Raw genomic sequence first — 15,837 nt, 5'->3', positions numbered from 1 at the left:
TTCGCTCAAATCAGGCACGCCCGACCGGGAGGCGGACCAGCATGCTTCACCACGACAGGCTCTTCATAGGGGGCGACTGGGTGGCCCCCGCGGGCACCGGGACCATCGACGTCGTGTCGCCGCACACCGAGGAGGTGGTCGGGCGGGTTCCCGACGGCACCGCCGCCGACATGGACCGCGCGGTCGCCGCGGCGCGCGAGGCGTTCGACCACGGACCGTGGCCCCGGATGAGCATGGCCGAGCGCGCGGCCGTCGTCGCGAGGCTCGCCGAGATCTACGCGGCGCGCCAGAACGAGATCGCCGACGTGATCACCCTGGAGATGGGCTCGCCGATCACGTTCTCGCAGCTCGCCCAGGCCCCGCAGCCGCTCGGGATGCTGCAGTACTTCGCCGAGCTGGGCGCGACCTTCGCCGTCGAGGACGAGCGGCCGGGCGCGTTCGGCCCCGTCACCGTGCGCCGCGAGCCGGTCGGCGTCGTCGCCGCCGTCGTTCCGTGGAACGTCCCGCAGTTCGTCATCATGACCAAGCTCGCCCCCGCGCTCGTCGCCGGCTGCACCATCGTCGTCAAGCCGGCCCCGGAGACGCCGCTCGACTCCTACCTGCTCGCCGAGATGGTCAAGGAGGCCGGGATCCCCGACGGCGTGGTCAACATCGTGGCCGCCGGGCGTGAGGCGGGCGAGCACCTCGTCTCCCACCCCGGCGTCGACAAGGTGGCCTTCACCGGTTCCACCGCCGCGGGCCGTCGGATCGCCTCCATCTGCGGCGAGCAGCTCAAGCGCTGCAGCCTGGAGCTCGGCGGCAAGTCGGCGGCGATCATCCTGGACGACTGCGACCTGCCGTCCGCGATGGGCTTCCTGTCGATCGCCTCGCTCATGAACAACGGCCAGGCGTGCGTCGCGCAGTCCCGCATCCTCGCCTCCAGGAACCGGTACGACGAGGTCGTGCAGGCGGTGGCCGACATGGTGGTCGGCCAGCAGGTCGGCGACCCCGCCGACCCGGCCACGGGCATCGGCCCGCTGGTGGCCAGGCGGCAGCAGGAGCGGGTCGAGGGATACATCAGGATCGGCATCGACGAGGGCGCCAAGACGGTCGTCGGCGGCCTCGACCGGCCGTTCGACCGTGGCTGGTACGTCGCCCCCACCGTGTTCGCCGGGGCGACCAACGACATGCGCATCGCCCGCGAGGAGATCTTCGGGCCGGTCCTGGCGGTGATCCCGTACGACGACGAGGCGGACGCGATCCGCATCGCCAACGACAGCGACTACGGGCTGTCCGGCTCGGTCTGGACCGCGGACACCGACCACGGCATGGACGTCGCCCGCCAGGTCCGCACGGGCACCTACGGCGTCAACATGATGAACACCATGGAGCCGTCCACACCGTTCGGCGGATACAAGGCGAGCGGGCTCGGCCGGGAGCTCGGCCCCGAGGGCCTGTCGGCCTATCTGGAGTACAAGTCGATCGCCCGCCTCGGCTGAACGGGACACCGGGCCGGGTCACCTGACCGGATCGTCCGGCGGGTCATCCGGCCGGGTCTACTCGGGCTGATTGGCTCGGGCTGATTGGCTCGGGCTGATTGGCTCGGACGCGATGACATCCCACCGGTCCCGCACGGCGGTCGGCGTGCGAGGCATCGCCTCGCCACCGCTCCGGCCGTACGGGACCGAAGGCCGCCCAGCGCGCCCCCGCGACGCTGGGCCACACCATAAGTACACAATGGTGCACACCGATCTCCCCAAACCGGTGGATTGGACCACTCCCGAGGGTTTTGATCCGTTCAACTCAGGTAGACGACCGTTATTCGGGTTTGGTTCGCGAAATCCAGCGACCAATTTTCCGGACCAGATCCGGCGTCGCCGCCGCCTCGGCGTGGCCGTACCCGGGGATGATCCACATCTCCTTCGGGTCGCGGGCGTTGCCGTAGAGCTCGTGCGGGTGATCCAGCGGGAAGAACGGGTCGGCGTCACCATGGACGATCAGGAACGGCGTCGGCGCGACGAGCGCGGCCGCCTCGTACGGCGGCAGCGGCACGGGGTCCCACTGACCCGTCGCGATCCGGGTCCGCTTGATCCACCGCGCGGCGAGCCGCCCCTCCGGACGCTCGATCGCCCAGTGCACCTGGCGCATCGGCTTGGTGCCCCGGTAGTACCACCACGCGGGGCCGCTCACCGCGACGACCGCGTCCACGCCCCGGTGCAGCGCGGCATGCCGTACGGCCACGGCCGCGCCCATCGAGAAACCGATGGTCACGACCCGCCGGTAGCCGATCGACCTGGCGTGCTTCACCGCCGCGTCGAGATCGAGCACCTCAAGGTCGCCCACCGTCGACTTGCCGGTGGAACGCCCGTGCCCGCGGAAGTCGAAGGAGAGCACACCCCCGAAGCCGGACAGGACGTGCACGATGCGCCGCGTGCACCGCGTCCGCCAGGATCCGGTGAATCCGTGGGCGAGCACGATGCCGAGGTCGAGGGAGCCGTTGGGCGTGTGCGAAGCGTCGATCCGCACGCCGTCCGACGTGCGCAGCATCGCCGCGAAGGCCGGAGCGAAGGTCATGTCCCCCAACCTTAACGGCGCCTCCCGACACAGTTCCCGGGAGGACGTCTCCGCTGTGAACGTCTCCGCCGTGAAGCGCGCCCGCGTGGATCCACGGTTCCGGGCGCGCCTCTGGCTCACACCTGTTCGGGGACGACCTCCGCGCGGCGCGGCCCGGCCCGCCGCAGCGGCTCCCGTACGGTCGGCTCGATCACCAGCCCCGCCATGACGTCCCCGACGCGCGGATCCGGTGGAGCACCCGGTCTCCCCGGCCGCGTTCGATCTCCGGCGGCCCCGGGCCGAGCCCGTTCGGCCACTCGTCGCAGATCAGGGGCAGGCCGCCGACCGCCATCCGTGAAACCATCATCGGTGGAACTTTCGGCGACAAACGTGGAGATGTGCCGGATCGTGCGCCCATGGCGCGCGGCGGTGACGGGCATCAACTAAAATCTGAAGGTCGCACTCGCGGCCAGAGCGTCTCGCGACGGGACACGAGCCGGTTCCCGGGACGCGGACGGACAGCCTCAACGAACCAGAGCGAGACTCCACTATGCCATTGAACAGCCGCGACGACCTGCGGAACATCGCGATCATCGCGCATGTCGACCACGGCAAGACCACGCTCGTGGACGCCATGCTCTGGCAGTCCGGGGCGTTCCGCGCCAACCAGGACGTCGACGAGCGCGTCATGGACTCCAACGACCTGGAGCGCGAGAAGGGCATCACCATTCTCGCCAAGAACACCGCGGTCAAGCACGGGGGCATGACGCTCAACATCATCGACACGCCCGGCCACGCCGACTTCGGCGGCGAGGTGGAGCGCGGCCTGTCCATGGTGGACGGTGTCGTCCTGCTGGTCGACGCCTCCGAGGGACCGCTGCCGCAGACCCGTTTCGTGCTGCGCAAGGCGCTGTCGGCCAAGATGCCGGTCATCCTGTGCATCAACAAGGTCGACCGGCCCGACGCCCGGATCTCCGAGGTCGTCGACGAGGTCTACGAGCTCTTCATGGACCTCGACGCCACCGAGGAGCAGATCGACTTCCCGATCGTCTACGCGTCCGCCAAGGCGGGCCGGGCCTCGCTGAACCGGCCGCAGGACGGTGGCATGCCCGACGCCGACGACCTCGAGCCGCTGTTCGAGACGATCGCGTCGACGATCCCGGCGCCGGTCTACGACCCGACCGCGCCGCTGCAGGCCCACGTCACCAACCTCGACGCGTCCAGCTACCTCGGCCGGATCGCGCTGTGCCGGGTGCACCAGGGCACGATCAAGAAGGGCCAGCAGGTCGCGTGGTGCCGCACCGACGGCACCGTCCAGCGGGTGAAGATCTCCGAGCTGCTCATGACGGACGCGCTGGAGCGCAAGCCCGCCGAAGAGGCGGGCCCCGGTGACATCATCGCGATCGCCGGCATCCCCGAGATCATGATCGGCGAGACGCTGGCCGACCCCGACGACCCGCGCCCGCTGCCGCTGATCACCGTGGACGAGCCGGCGATCTCCATGACCATCGGCACCAACACCAGCCCGCTGGTCGGCAAGGTCAAGGGCTCCAAGGTCACCGCCCGCATGGTCAAGGACCGCCTCGACAAAGAGCTCGTCGGCAACGTCTCGCTGCGGGTGCTCCCGACGGACCGGCCCGACTCCTGGGAGGTCCAGGGCCGCGGCGAGCTCGCCCTGGCCATCCTGGTCGAGCAGATGCGCCGCGAGGGCTACGAGCTGACCGTCGGCAAGCCCCAGGTCGTCACCAAGCAGATCAACGGCAAGGTGCACGAGCCGGTCGAGCGGCTCACGGTCGACTGCCCCGAGGAGTACCTCGGCGCGGTCACCCAGCTCCTCGCCGTCCGCAAGGGCCGCATGGAGCACATGACCAACCACGGCACCGGCTGGATCCGGATGGAGTTCGTGGTCCCGGCCCGCGGCCTGATCGGCTTCCGTACGGAGTTCCTCACCGAGACGCGCGGCACCGGCCTGGTGCACCACGTCTTCGAGGCGTACGAGCCGTGGTTCGGCGAGCTGCGCACCCGCAACAACGGCTCCCTGGTCGCCGACCGCTCCGGCCCGGTCACCGCGTTCGCCATGCTCAACCTGCAGGAGCGCGGCACGCTGTTCGTCTCCCCGACCACCGAAGTGTACGAGGGCATGATCGTCGGCGAGAACTCCCGTTCCGACGACATGGACGTGAACATCACCAAGGAGAAGAAGCTCACGAACATGCGCTCCTCCACGGCGGACGAGACCGAGAAGGTCATCCCGCCGCGCGTCCTGTCGCTGGAGCAGGCGCTGGAGTTCATCCGCGAGGACGAGTGCGTGGAGATCACTCCCCAGACCGTCCGCATCCGCAAGGTCGTCCTGGACGCCGCCATCCGCGGCCGGACCGCCGCGCGGGCCAAGCGCGCCAACTGATCGCGCAGGGCAGCGACCGGGAGATCCGCACGCCGGCCGCCTGAACCGAAACCGGTTCAGGCGGCCGCCTGCGTTCCGGCCCACCGCGCGCCGACGAGTCGGGCACATCGTCTCGACGGGGCCAAGAGGGCGCGATACGACGCCATCCAGGCCGCCGTTTCCCACCCGCGACATGGCCCACGCATGGTTTCCTGCGTAACGGAAGGTAATTGGAACGCAACCCAACGCACAAAGCAGGAGTCACCATGCCCGGCAGGACACATTTCGCACTCGCCGTGATGCTCATGCTCGGAGGGGCCGTCGCCGGATCCTCCGCCGCCGAGGCGACACCCGGCCGCATCGCCCGCCCCCTCGACGCCACGCTCCGCGACGCGAACGGCAAGCGGGTCGGCGTACTGCGGATCGAGGACGAGGGACCGCAGGCGACCCGGATCACCGTGAGCGTCTGGGGCCTGCCCGTCGGCTATCACGGCTTCCATGTCCATACCACCGGCACGTGCGACGCCAAGGCGGTCGATCCGGTGACCGGGAGCGCGTTCACCTCGGCCGGCGGGCATCTCGACCTCGACGCGTCCGGGCACCACGGCGACCACTCCGGAGACCTCCCCGCCCTGCTCGTGGGCCGGAACGGCACCGGCCGCGCCTCGTTCGTCACCGACCGGTTCCGGGTCGCGCAGCTGACCGACTCGGACGGCAGCGCCGTCGTCATGCACGCGCTGCCGGACAACTACGGCAACATCCCCGTCCGCTACACGCACCCGGCGGACGTGACGGGGACGACGGGCGCCGACGCGACAACGTTGAAGGCCGGCGACACCGGCAACCGGATCGCCTGCGGCGTCGTCCACTGATGCCCCAAGCCGCCCCCAAGTGGCGCACAAGCCGCCCGGGTCACCATGCCTGTAGGAGAGCACCACGGGGGTGCGGTGCCTCCACGAGAGGGGGAATCCGTCATGAGACTCGTCAACACGATGTTGTACACCGCGCAGGCCGGTGCCTGGTTGATCATCGGAGCGCTGGTGCTGCTGATCGCCCGCTGAATCCGGTACGGCTCGCCCGGGGGGTGCGAGCCGTACCCACCGATGTCAGACCGACGTCAGCGTTCCTCGACATCAGCGTTCCTCGACATCAGCGGCGACGGCGGGCGGTCCCGAAGATGGACCGCGTGATCTCCTTGCCGAGGGCGGACGCGGCCGACCGCGCCAGCGACCGGAACGCGGGCGAGCCGAGCACGCCCTCCAGGGTCGACTTCTCGCCCGGCCGTTCCCTCGCCTCCTCACGCCTCTCCCTCGGCCGCTCGGCCGTTTCGGCGGGTGCCGTGGGGGCGGGCGCGTGCGGGGTGAGCCGGGCGCTCAGCATCTCGTACGCCGACTCCCTGTCGACCGCCGTGCCGTACTTGGGGAGAAGCGGAGAGGTGGTGACGGCCTGCCGGACCACGGCGGGGTCGGACGGCGCCATCAGGCTCCGCGGCGCGCGCAGGCGGGTCCACGCGACCGGAGTGGGCGCGCCCGTCTCCGACAGCACGGTCACCACCGCCTCGCCGATGCCGAGTTGCGTGAGCAGTTCCTCCAGGTCGTACGAGGACGAGGGGAACGTGGACACGGTCGCCTTCAGCGCCTTGGCGTCCTGCGGTGTGAAGGCGCGCAGGGCGTGCTGCACGCGCGAGCCGAGCTGGGCCAGTACGTCGGCGGGCACGTCCTTGGGCGTCTGGGTGACGAAGAAGACCCCCACCCCCTTCGAGCGGATCAGCCGCACGGTCTGCGTGATCGACTGAAGGAACGCCTTGGACGCGTCGCCGAACAGCAGGTGGGCCTCGTCGAAGAAGAACACCAGCCGCGGCTTGTCCGGGTCGCCGATCTCGGGCAGCCCCTCGAACAGGTCCGCCAGCAGCCACATCAGGAATGTCGAGAAGAGCTGCGGCCGGTCCTGTACGGCGGGCAGCTCCAGGATGGAGATCACGCCCCTTCCGTCGGGCGTCACCCGGAGCAGGTCATGGGTGTCGAACTCGGGCTCGCCGAAGAACGCGTCCGCGCCCTGCGCCTGGAAGTTGATCAGCGAGCGCAGGATCACCCCGGCCGTCTGCGCCGACAGGCCTCCGATCCCCTTCAGCGCCTCCGGATTGTCCGTGAGGTACTGGATGACCGCGATCAGGTCCTTCAGGTCCAGCAGCGGCAGGCCGTGCTTGTCGGCGAAGTAGAAGATCAGTCCGAGCGAGGACTCCTGGGTCTCGTTGAGCCCGAGGACCTTGGCCAGCAGCGTGGGACCGAACGACGTCATGGTGGACCGGAGCGGGATGCCCTCCCCGATGCCGCCGAGCGAGAAGAACTCGGTGGGCGACGCCGTACCCGACCAGGTCTCGCCGACCTCCGCGGCCCGCGCGCTCACCCGGTCGGAGGCCACGCCGGGTGAGGCGAGACCGGACAGGTCGCCCTTCACGTCGGCGAGGAACACCGGCACCCCCTGGGCGGAGAGCTGCTCGGCCGTCATCTGGAGCGTCTTGGTCTTCCCCGTCCCGGTGGCGCCCGCGACCAGGCCGTGCCGGTTCATCATGGCGAGCGGAATCCTGATCTTCTGGGAGGGGTCGGCCCGCCCGTCCGTCACCAGCGCGCCCAGTTCCAGCGCCGGCCCCTCGAAGTCGTAGCCCTTCATCGAACCTCCTCGAGCGTGGAGCCCCGGGCTTCCCCCGAATGAGAAATCAACGGTCGGAGTACCGCTTCCCCGGCGTGAGATGGCCGAACAGCTCGGACACGGTCACGTACGTGAATCCCTTCTCGTCGAGCACCTTGAGCAGGCGCGGCAGCGCCTCCACGGTGGTCTTGTGGATGTCGTGCATCAGGACGATCTCCCCCGGCTTCGCCTTCGTGCTGCGCTGTACCACCAGCTTGGGCACCCGGTCGCGCCAGTCGAGGGTGTCGATCGCCCAGAGGATCTGCGCGAGGCCGAGCCGCCTCGTCTCCTCGGTCACCCTGCGGTCGGTCGCACCGTACGGCGGGCGCATGCCGTGCATGCGGACGCCGGTCAGATCCTCGACGAGCTTCTCGGTCCTGACGATCTCGCGCCTGAGGCCCGCGTCGCTCATCGCGGTGAGGTCACGGTGGTCCCAGGTGTGGTTGCCGAGCTCGTGCCCTTCGGCGACCATGCGGCGCAGTACCGGCCGGTCGTCCTTGCCGATCATCTCGCCGACCAGGAAGAACGTCGCCCTGGCCTGATGCCGGGCGAGCACGTCGAGGACGGTCGAGGTGTAGTTCCCCGGCCCGTCGTCGAAGGTCAGCGCCACACATCTGGTCCGCGCGCAGCTGATGTCACGGGGTTCCGGCGCCGTCGGGCTCGGCCGGGGACGCGGTCGCTCGGGCTCCCCCGGCTGTCCGGTGCCGGACGGGTCTGCGGTCTCCGGTCCGGGCGTCGCGCCTCCGGGCGTCGGAGCGGCCGTCGGAGGGGGCGCGGGAGCTGTCGTCCGCAGGATCGACGCGACACCGCATCCCGTCACCACAAGCAGTGACAGAAGGGCGAGGCCGACCCGCATATGTTCCCCCCGAGCAGGCGGGGATCAGGGATATCCCCTGGCCTTGTCCCCCCGTATGACCCTGGCCAGGTCCTCCCACCAGGGCGGCACGTTCGCTCGGAGCTCGGCATACCTTCGGGCCACCCTGATGGCGCATCCGGAGGGGTCACTACCCACATGGCGGCGTTTCACGGAAGCCTCCTGCCACCGGTAAAACCCGTCCCGGAAGCTCACGACGAGACCGATCCAGACGGAGAGCGTGGCCCCGTCCCCGATCTCGTACGCGTCGGAAACGCCGAGGGCGGCGAGCTCGGCCCGCAGCTTCGCCAGCGCGTCCGCGGACTCAGCCATCGTTCACGCTCCGTGGCCACGGAACGGCACGGAAAGAGTGGTCTAACAGTCTTTGTCCCGGCACAGCAGAACTCATGGAGTAATCATGGGGCTCCAGCCCGTTACCGCGCAGGAATATTGGCCTGACCGTTGCGCCCGGCGCCGCCCCGAAGACGCCTTTCCATCGCACGTTGGATGATTTCCCAGGGACATGGGGCCGCCAAACACCCACAAGCCTCGATCTTCATCACGCTATGACAAAGCCATTGAACCCGCCGTTACTTGATCGCAGGCGGGCGCGAGGCCGCGGGGGCGGCGGGTGTGCGGCCGCGGAGGCACGAGGACCGCGGGTGCGAGGCCGTGGGGGCGGCGGGCGCGAGGCCGCGGAGGCACGACGGCCGCCGGGGCGCGAGGACCGCCCGGAGACCCGGGAACGGGGATCTAATCCACCTGCTCGCGGGGCTCGATGACCACCATCACGAAGCGGAGCGGGGCGGTCCCGTCGTTGGCGTAGCGATGCGGGCGGTCCGCGTTGAACACCACCGCCTCGTCCGTGCCCACGGTATGGCTCTTGCCGTACACGGTGAGGGTGAGCTCGCCCTCCAGCACGGTGAGCATCTCGCGGGTTCCGGCCGGATGGGGGTCGCCGTCGTGATGCTCGCCGGGGCCGAACCGCCAGTCCCACAGTTCGAGGATGGCGGGGGCGTCCGCGCCGACGAGCAGGCGCGCCTCGCCCCCGGCGGCGTGCCGGAAGGTCACCACGTCGGCGGCGTGGACGACCCGCACGACCGGGGTCTCCGACACCTCGACGATCCGGCCGACCGTGACGCCCAGGGCCTCCGCGATCCGGCTGAGCGTGTTGATGCTGGGGTTCGTCCGCCCCTGCTCGATCTGGATCAGCATGCCGCGGCTCACCCCCGACCGTGCCGCCAGCTCGTCGAGGGTCATCCCCCGGTGGGCGCGCTGCCCGCGAACGTTCGTGGCGATGGCCGCGCTGATCGTCTCCAGGTCCGGCATGCGTACAGCCTAGTGAATCTGATTTGCAATGTGTTGCGCTCAACCTGTTGTATGAACAGTGCAATTCAGTGGACTGTGAGGTGTGCGGTGACGGCAGTGGCGCTCGCTACGGCGTGTGCGGTGATCTTCGGGACGGCCGACTTCTTCGGAGGACTGGCCACGCGACGATCCCGTGTCCTGGCCGTCGTCGTGATCTCCCAGCTCGGCGGTCTGCTGCTGGTCTGCGCCCTGATGCCGGTCCTGCCCGGCGCGCCGAGCCCCGCGGCGCTGCTGTGGGGGATGGCCGCCGGTGTCGCCGGGGCGGCCGGCATCGTCCTCTTCTACCGGGGACTCGCCTCCGGGATGATGTCGGTGGTCGCGCCGACCACGGCGACGACCTCGATGGCCCTGCCCGTGCTGTTCGGCCTGGTCCTCGGCGAGCGCCCCTCGCTCACCGCGATGGCCGGGATCGTGCTCGGGCTGCTCGCCGTTCTCCTGGTCAGCCGTGACTCCGCCGCCGCGTCCGGCTCGCGGATCGGCCCGATCGTGAGCGCCCTGGCGTCCGGTGCGGGCTTCGGCGGGTTCTTCGTCCTGCTCAAGCTGGCCCCGGCGGGCTCGGGCCTGTGGCCGCTGGCCGGCGCGCGCATCGCGTCGATCTCGCTCGTCGTGCTGCTGGCCCTCGTGTCGCGCAGGACGCTGCGTCCTCTTCCGGGCGCGCTTCCGGTGACGATCGCGGCCGGAGTGCTCGACATGGCCGCCAACATCCTCTACCTGCTGGCCGCCCGGGGAGGCATGCTCAGCCTGGTGGCGGTCCTGGTGTCGCTCTATCCCGCGAGCACGCTGCTGCTCGCGCGATACGTGCTGGACGAACGGCTCAACCGGGTGCAGATAGCGGGAGTGGGGTTCGCGCTGGGCGCGGTGGCACTGATCGCCCTGCCGCCCGCCTGACCACCCTGCCACCACCCTGCCACCACTCTGACCACTCCGCGGTCCGCCGGGCCGCGACGGAACGGGCGCAGGGAAGGCGAGCGTCTCAGGCAGCGCGTCAAGCAGCGTCTCAGGCGAACCGTCTCAAGCAACCCGTCTCAGGCGGCGACGGGCACGCGGACGACGCCCTCCTCGCGGGCGTACTCCGCGAGCATGCCGCGCAGCTGGCGGCGGCCACGGTGCAGGCGGGACATCACCGTTCCGATGGGGGTGCCCATCCGGTCGGCGATCTCCTTGTACGCGAAACCCTCGACGTCGGCGAGATAGACCGCGACGCGGAAGTCCTCCGGCAACGCGCGCAAAGCGTTCATCACGGCGCTGTCGGGCAGCTGTTCCAGCGCCTCGGTCTCCGCGGACTTCAAACCGGTGGACATGTGCGACTCCGCAGCCGCGAGCTGCCAGTCCTCGATCTCCTCGGCGGCCGAAAGCTTGGGCGAACGCTGCTTCTTGCGGTAGTCGTTGATGAAGTTGTTCGTCAGGATCCGGTGCAGCCACGCCTTGAGGTTCGTACCTTCACGGAACTGGTGGTAGGAGGTGTACGCCTTGGCGACCGTCTCCTGGACCAGGTCTTCCGCGTCGGCCTGGTTGCGGGTGAGGCGCATGGCGGAGGCATAGAGCTGACCGGTCACCGGGACGACGTCGCGTTCGAACCATGCCTGGCGTTGTTCATCGGTCATCGTGATCATGTCCATCCCCCTACGAAACTGCTCCCCCGCTACCCCTCCGGTGTGAACCCATGCGGGCGCACGGGACCGATTACGTCCCTTGACATCGTTGCAGGGGACTCGTAAGCGAAGCGTTAAGGTCTTCCCTGGTCAGAAGGGTCACCGTGGACGTGGATCGGCACGGCGAAGTCACGCGCCGATCGAGTAAGTCTCATTACAATAACACTCAATGCTCGATCCTGTAGAAATTGTGGCAAAGCTCACTAGCTAGAGTTATGGCATGAAACACGTGGAACGGCACGACCCGGCCACCCGGCGCTGGGCGGCGGAGGCCATCCAGGCCGTGGAGGCGGACGCCAACCGCAGCTGCGACACCCATCTGCACGTCTTCCCTCTCCCTCCGCACTGGGGAGTCGACCTCTATCTCAAAGACGAGTCGGTCCACCCGACCGGTTCACTCAAGCACCGGCTCGCCCGGTCCCTCTTCCTGTACGGCCTGGCCAACGGCTGGATCGGGCCCACGACCACGATCATCGAGTCGTCGAGCGGCTCCACCGCGGTCAGCGAGGCGTACTTCGCCCGGTTGCTCGGCCTCCCGTTCATCGCGGTGATCCCGGCGAGCACGTCACCGGAGAAGCGGGAGATCATCGAGTTCCACGGCGGGAAGTGCCACCTCGTGGAGGACCCCGGCACGATCTACGAGGAGTCCCGGCGGCTCGCCCGGGAGACCGGCGGCCACTACATGGACCAGTTCACCTACGCTGAGCGGGCGACGGACTGGCGGGGAAACAACAACATCGCGGAGAGCATCTTCCACCAGATGGCCCTCGAACGGCACCCGGAGCCCTCGTGGATCGTGGTGAGCGCCGGCACCGGCGGCACGTCCGCCACCATCGGGCGGTACATCCGATATCGGCGTCACCTGACGCGGCTCTGCGTGGCAGATCCCGAGGGCTCGGCGTTCTACCCGTCCTGGGTCGCGCGCGAGGAGCAGATGGGGGCGGGCTCCAGGATCGAGGGCATCGGCCGACCCCGGGTCGAGCCGTCGTTCATGCCTGCGGTCATCGACCGGATGACCCAGGTACCCGACGCCCTGTCGATCGCGGCCATGCGCTGGATCAAGGAGGTCACCCGCCTGGACGTGGGCGGCTCGACCGGGACCAACGTCGCGGCGGCCGTACAGATCATCAAGGAGATGCGGGCGGCGGGCGAGCGGGGCAGCGTGGTCACGCTGATCTGCGACGGCGGCGAGCGCTACCGGGACACCTACGGCGACGACCAGTGGCTCACCCGGCAGGGGCTCGACATCGCCCCGCATCTGGACGATCTCCGCGACTTCCTCTCTCCGTCGTGATTCCCGCCTCCGGCGGGAGGTCAGGCGAGGCCGGCGTCGTGCGCGAGGAGCGCGATCTGGGTCCGGTTGGTCAGATCGAGTTTGACCAGGATGTGCGTGATGTGAGCCTTCACCGTCCCCACGCTCATGAAGAGCTCGGCGGAGATCTCCGCGTTCGTACGGCCCTGGGCCACGGCGAGGACGACGTCGCGCTCACGCGGGCTCAGGGCGGCGAGCGCGTTCCTGGCCCGTTCGTACGCGCCCGCCTCGGCGGCGGCACGGTCCATCAACCGGCGAGTGATCTTCGGGGACAGGATCGGATCCCCGGCGGCGACCCGGTGGACCGCGTCGACGATCTGGTGGGGCGGCGTGTCCTTGAGCAGGAAGCCGCCGGCGCCGGCGCGCAGCGCCAGGAGCACGTCGTCGTCGGCGTCGAAGGTCGTCAGCACGATGACCTGGGGCGGATTCCGGCGGCGCCGGAGCCGGTGGATGGCCGTGATCCCGTCCACCCGAGGCATCCGGAGGTCCATGAGCACGACGTCGGGCGCGTGCGCGTCGATCGCGGAGGGCACCTCGTCCCCGTCGGCCGCCGCGGCGACCACCGCGATCCCGTGCGCGCCGTCGAGCATCATCGTCAGCCCGGCGCGGACGAGGGGATCGTCGTCCACGATGAGGACGCGCACGGCCGTGGTCACGCCGGCCATGGTAGCCAGGCGTGCAGGCGGAACTCTCCGGCGGCGGTGACCTCGTGGTCGAGCCGCCCCCCGGCGAGCTGGACCCGCTCGGTCAGCCCGACCAGGCCGACGCCGCTGCCCCGTACGACCGGCGGAGCGGCCGGGTCGCCGGGCACCGGGTTGCGGATGTCGATGACCAGCCGTGCGCCGGGCCGCCCGTCCAGCGCCACCCGGATGGGCTCGCCGGGGGCGTGCTTGCGGGCGTTGGTCAGCCCCTCCTGCACGACGCGGTAGGCCGCGCGACCGACCGTGCCCGACAGCGCGGCGGGATCGGCGATCCGGTTGTCCACGCGCACGCTCATCCCCGCGTCGCGGGACTCGTCGACCAGCCGGGGAAGATCGGTCAGCGCCGGCTGCGGCCGTTCTCCGGAGCCGCCTTCCGTGTCCGTGTCCTCGTCACGAAGCAGGCTGATCACCCCGCGCAGTTCGTCGAGCGCCTGGTGCACGCCCGCCCGCACCACACCCGCCGCCCGGGAGAGCTGCTCGGGCGAGGAGTCCGGGCGGTACTCCAGCGCCCCCGCGTACGTGGCCAGGAGGGAGAGCCGGTGGGCCAGCACGTCGTGCATCTCACGGGCGATCTGGGCGCGTTCGAGCAGCCGTGCCTCGGCCACGCGCCTCCCCTGCTCCGCCTCCGCGCGGTGGGCCCGCTCGCGCAGCGACACGATCAGCCCGTGCCGCGCCTGCGCCAGCGCGCCCCAGCCGACCAGAGCGGCGTACGCGGCGACCACCAGTAGCAGCCACCAGCCGTAGGACAGTCCGCCCGCCGGCCGCCACAGGCCCTGCACGGCGTGCGCCGCGATCCCGGCGCCCGCCACGGCGGCGGCGACGGGGAACCGGCGCCACCGGGCGACGTACCAGGCCCCGACAGTGGCCGGCGGGGTGGCGACCGGCGACAGCGCGGCCAGCACGGAGAGCGCCACGCCGCCGAGGACCGGCCGGCGCAGCAGCACCGGGATCAGGGCGCAGCCCGCCACCCCGGTCACGATGTCGAGGACCAGCACCGTCGTCACCCCGTGCGCGTCGGAACTGCCCCAGAACGCGAGCGCGACCAATGCTCCGACCGCGGCCGTCACCGCCGCCGTGACAGCGGGCCCGGGGGTGAGCCGGCGCGCGGCCGCCTCCTCCGAGTCCAGGCAGGTAGTGGCTTCCACAGGCTCAGGGTAGATCCGGGTCGGATACCCTGACACCGACCAAAGTCGACTCTTCCCGGCCGGGAACGACGGAGCCCGGCGCCCCTCTGAGAGGGACACCGGGCTCCGTGCGGGACGCGCGGGTGCGGGGCCGTCAGGCCTGCTTGGCGGGGTCCACGCCGAAGGTGGTGGCGAGGTCGTCGAGCATGACGTGCGCGCCCTGCATCCCGACCGCCGTCATCCAGGTCTGGTCGTTGACGTCGTGCTTCTCGCCCTTGAGCTTGCCCCACAGCGGGTTGGCCACGAACTTCTTCTGGGTCGAGGCGACCGACGGGTCCTCGTACGAGCTCACGAAGATGTGGTCGGCGTCGAGGTCGGCGATGCGCTCCTCGCTGATCGCCACCATGATCGTGTCCGTGACGGTCGGCTGGCCCTCCGGCCGGGGGAAGCCGACGTCCTTGAGCACGACGCCCGAATAGGAGTTCTCCACATAGAGCCGGACGGTCGGCTCACCGGCGAAACGGACGATCGAGATGGTCGGCAGCGTTCCGCCGTTCTTCTCCTTGATCTCCTCGCCGATCTTCGCGGCGCGCTCCTGGTAGGCCGTGATCCGCTGCTCGGCGAGGTCCTCCTTGCCCAGGGCCTTGCCCATCAGGCGGAGGTTCTCCTTCCAGATGGCGCCGGTGGTCTCGCTGAACACGGTCGGCGCGATCGCGCTGAGCTTGTCGTACAGGGCCTCGTGGCGGACCTTCGCGGACACGATCAGGTCCGGCTTCAGAGCGGCGATCTTCTCCAGGCTCGGCGCCTCCAGCGTTCCCACCGTCACCGCGTTCGCGGCGTTGGCGGCGACCGGCTTGAGATAGTCGGGCAGTTCCTCACCCATCGACCGGTACATCGTGAACCCGATGACCTCGGTGTCCAGTGTCAGGACGGCGTCCACGAAGCTCTGGTCGAGCGCGACGACCCGCTTGGGCTGCGCCTTCACCTCGGTCGTGCCCATCGCGTGCTCGATCACGCGCGGGAACCCCGCCTGGGACGCCTGCGTCGCGTCTCCGGCGGCTCCGCTCGCGTTCCCGGTCTCGTTCGCGGAAGTGGACGAGCCGCACGCGGTGACCGCCATGGCCAGCACGAGCCCGGCACCCAGGACGCGAAGCGCTTTCATCAAAAATCAGCCTTTCTTAGGTAAGGACTGCCTAAATTAGCTAAGGCTCACCTAAGCCTGAC

Annotated in this window: 15 protein-coding genes; 5 read left to right on the top strand and 10 right to left on the bottom strand. The window is 69.9% G+C overall.

The features are described 5' to 3' along the window. Positions 1-41: 41 nt before the first annotated feature. Entirely contained in the window at positions 42-1,478 is a 1,437-nt protein-coding gene (locus IMZ11_RS14360; protein ID WP_228641585.1) for an aldehyde dehydrogenase, read from the top strand. A 319-nt stretch (positions 1,479-1,797) separates the two neighbouring features. On the opposite strand, the gene IMZ11_RS14355 is transcribed toward IMZ11_RS14360, so the two are convergent. Continuing rightward, on the bottom strand, positions 1,798-2,553 hold the full coding sequence (locus IMZ11_RS14355; protein WP_228641580.1) for an alpha/beta hydrolase: 756 nt from the start codon (positions 2,551-2,553) through the stop codon (positions 1,798-1,800). A gap of 190 nt (positions 2,554-2,743) precedes the next feature. Beyond that, entirely contained in the window at positions 2,744-2,899 is a 156-nt protein-coding gene (locus IMZ11_RS14350; RefSeq protein ID WP_228641578.1) for a hypothetical protein, read from the bottom strand. Positions 2,900-3,082: 183 nt separating this feature from the next. Between IMZ11_RS14350 and typA the strand changes: the two genes are divergently transcribed. Then, on the top strand, positions 3,083-4,936 hold the full coding sequence (gene typA / locus IMZ11_RS14345) for a translational GTPase TypA (protein ID WP_228641576.1): 1,854 nt from the start codon (positions 3,083-3,085) through the stop codon (positions 4,934-4,936). Positions 4,937-5,181: 245 nt separating this feature from the next. Continuing rightward, a complete protein-coding gene (locus tag IMZ11_RS14340) occupies positions 5,182-5,787 on the top strand; it encodes a superoxide dismutase family protein (protein WP_228641574.1) in 606 nt (201 codons plus the stop codon). Positions 5,788-6,064: 277 nt separating this feature from the next. On the opposite strand, the gene IMZ11_RS14335 is transcribed toward IMZ11_RS14340, so the two are convergent. From IMZ11_RS14335 to IMZ11_RS14320, 4 genes are all read right to left on the bottom strand, one after another. Then, on the bottom strand, positions 6,065-7,585 hold the full coding sequence (locus IMZ11_RS14335; RefSeq protein ID WP_228641571.1) for a helicase HerA-like domain-containing protein: 1,521 nt from the start codon (positions 7,583-7,585) through the stop codon (positions 6,065-6,067). 46 nt (positions 7,586-7,631) lie between these two features. Then, entirely contained in the window at positions 7,632-8,213 is a 582-nt protein-coding gene (locus IMZ11_RS14330) for a polysaccharide deacetylase family protein (protein ID WP_308066789.1), read from the bottom strand. Positions 8,214-8,483: 270 nt separating this feature from the next. Next, entirely contained in the window at positions 8,484-8,789 is a 306-nt protein-coding gene (locus tag IMZ11_RS14325) for a hypothetical protein (protein ID WP_228641567.1), read from the bottom strand. Positions 8,790-9,209: 420 nt separating this feature from the next. Further along, entirely contained in the window at positions 9,210-9,785 is a 576-nt protein-coding gene (locus IMZ11_RS14320; protein WP_228641565.1) for a helix-turn-helix domain-containing protein, read from the bottom strand. Between the two features lie 87 nt (positions 9,786-9,872). Here IMZ11_RS14320 and IMZ11_RS14315 point away from each other — a divergent pair, with 87 nt between their 5' ends. Next, positions 9,873-10,712 carry a DMT family transporter gene (locus IMZ11_RS14315; protein WP_228641563.1) on the top strand — a complete coding sequence of 280 codons (840 nt, stop codon included), beginning with the start codon at positions 9,873-9,875 and terminating at the stop codon, positions 10,710-10,712. Positions 10,713-10,849: 137 nt separating this feature from the next. Here the strand turns inward: IMZ11_RS14315 and IMZ11_RS14310 are convergent, their stop codons facing one another. After that, positions 10,850-11,437 carry a sigma-70 family RNA polymerase sigma factor gene (locus IMZ11_RS14310; RefSeq protein ID WP_061255234.1) on the bottom strand — a complete coding sequence of 196 codons (588 nt, stop codon included), beginning with the start codon at positions 11,435-11,437 and terminating at the stop codon, positions 10,850-10,852. 259 nt (positions 11,438-11,696) lie between these two features. Between IMZ11_RS14310 and IMZ11_RS14305 the strand changes: the two genes are divergently transcribed. Next, complete coding sequence (locus IMZ11_RS14305; RefSeq protein ID WP_228641559.1) at positions 11,697-12,770, top strand: PLP-dependent cysteine synthase family protein; 1,074 nt, start codon at positions 11,697-11,699, stop codon at positions 12,768-12,770. Between the two features lie 20 nt (positions 12,771-12,790). Here IMZ11_RS14305 and IMZ11_RS14300 read toward each other — a convergent pair whose 3' ends face one another. The 3 genes from IMZ11_RS14300 to IMZ11_RS14290 all read right to left on the bottom strand — a co-directional run bounded on the left by IMZ11_RS14300 (position 12,791) and on the right by IMZ11_RS14290 (position 15,775). Continuing rightward, positions 12,791-13,453 (bottom strand): response regulator transcription factor, encoded by a 663-nt coding sequence (locus IMZ11_RS14300; protein ID WP_228641557.1) that lies wholly within the window; start codon positions 13,451-13,453, stop codon positions 12,791-12,793. After that, positions 13,441-14,634 carry a histidine kinase gene (locus IMZ11_RS14295; protein WP_228641555.1) on the bottom strand — a complete coding sequence of 398 codons (1,194 nt, stop codon included), beginning with the start codon at positions 14,632-14,634 and terminating at the stop codon, positions 13,441-13,443. Before IMZ11_RS14295 ends, IMZ11_RS14300 begins: the two co-directional genes overlap by 13 nt. Before the next feature lie 133 nt (positions 14,635-14,767). After that, positions 14,768-15,775, bottom strand: coding sequence for an ABC transporter substrate-binding protein (locus IMZ11_RS14290; RefSeq protein WP_228641553.1), 1,008 nt, complete (start codon positions 15,773-15,775; stop codon positions 14,768-14,770). Positions 15,776-15,837: the final 62 nt, after the last annotated feature.

This window comes from Microtetraspora sp. AC03309 (assembly GCF_020826795.1).
GTDB lineage: Bacteria > Actinomycetota > Actinomycetes > Streptosporangiales > Streptosporangiaceae > Microtetraspora > Microtetraspora glauca.
This window is presented reverse-complemented; position numbering and strand designations above follow the sequence as displayed.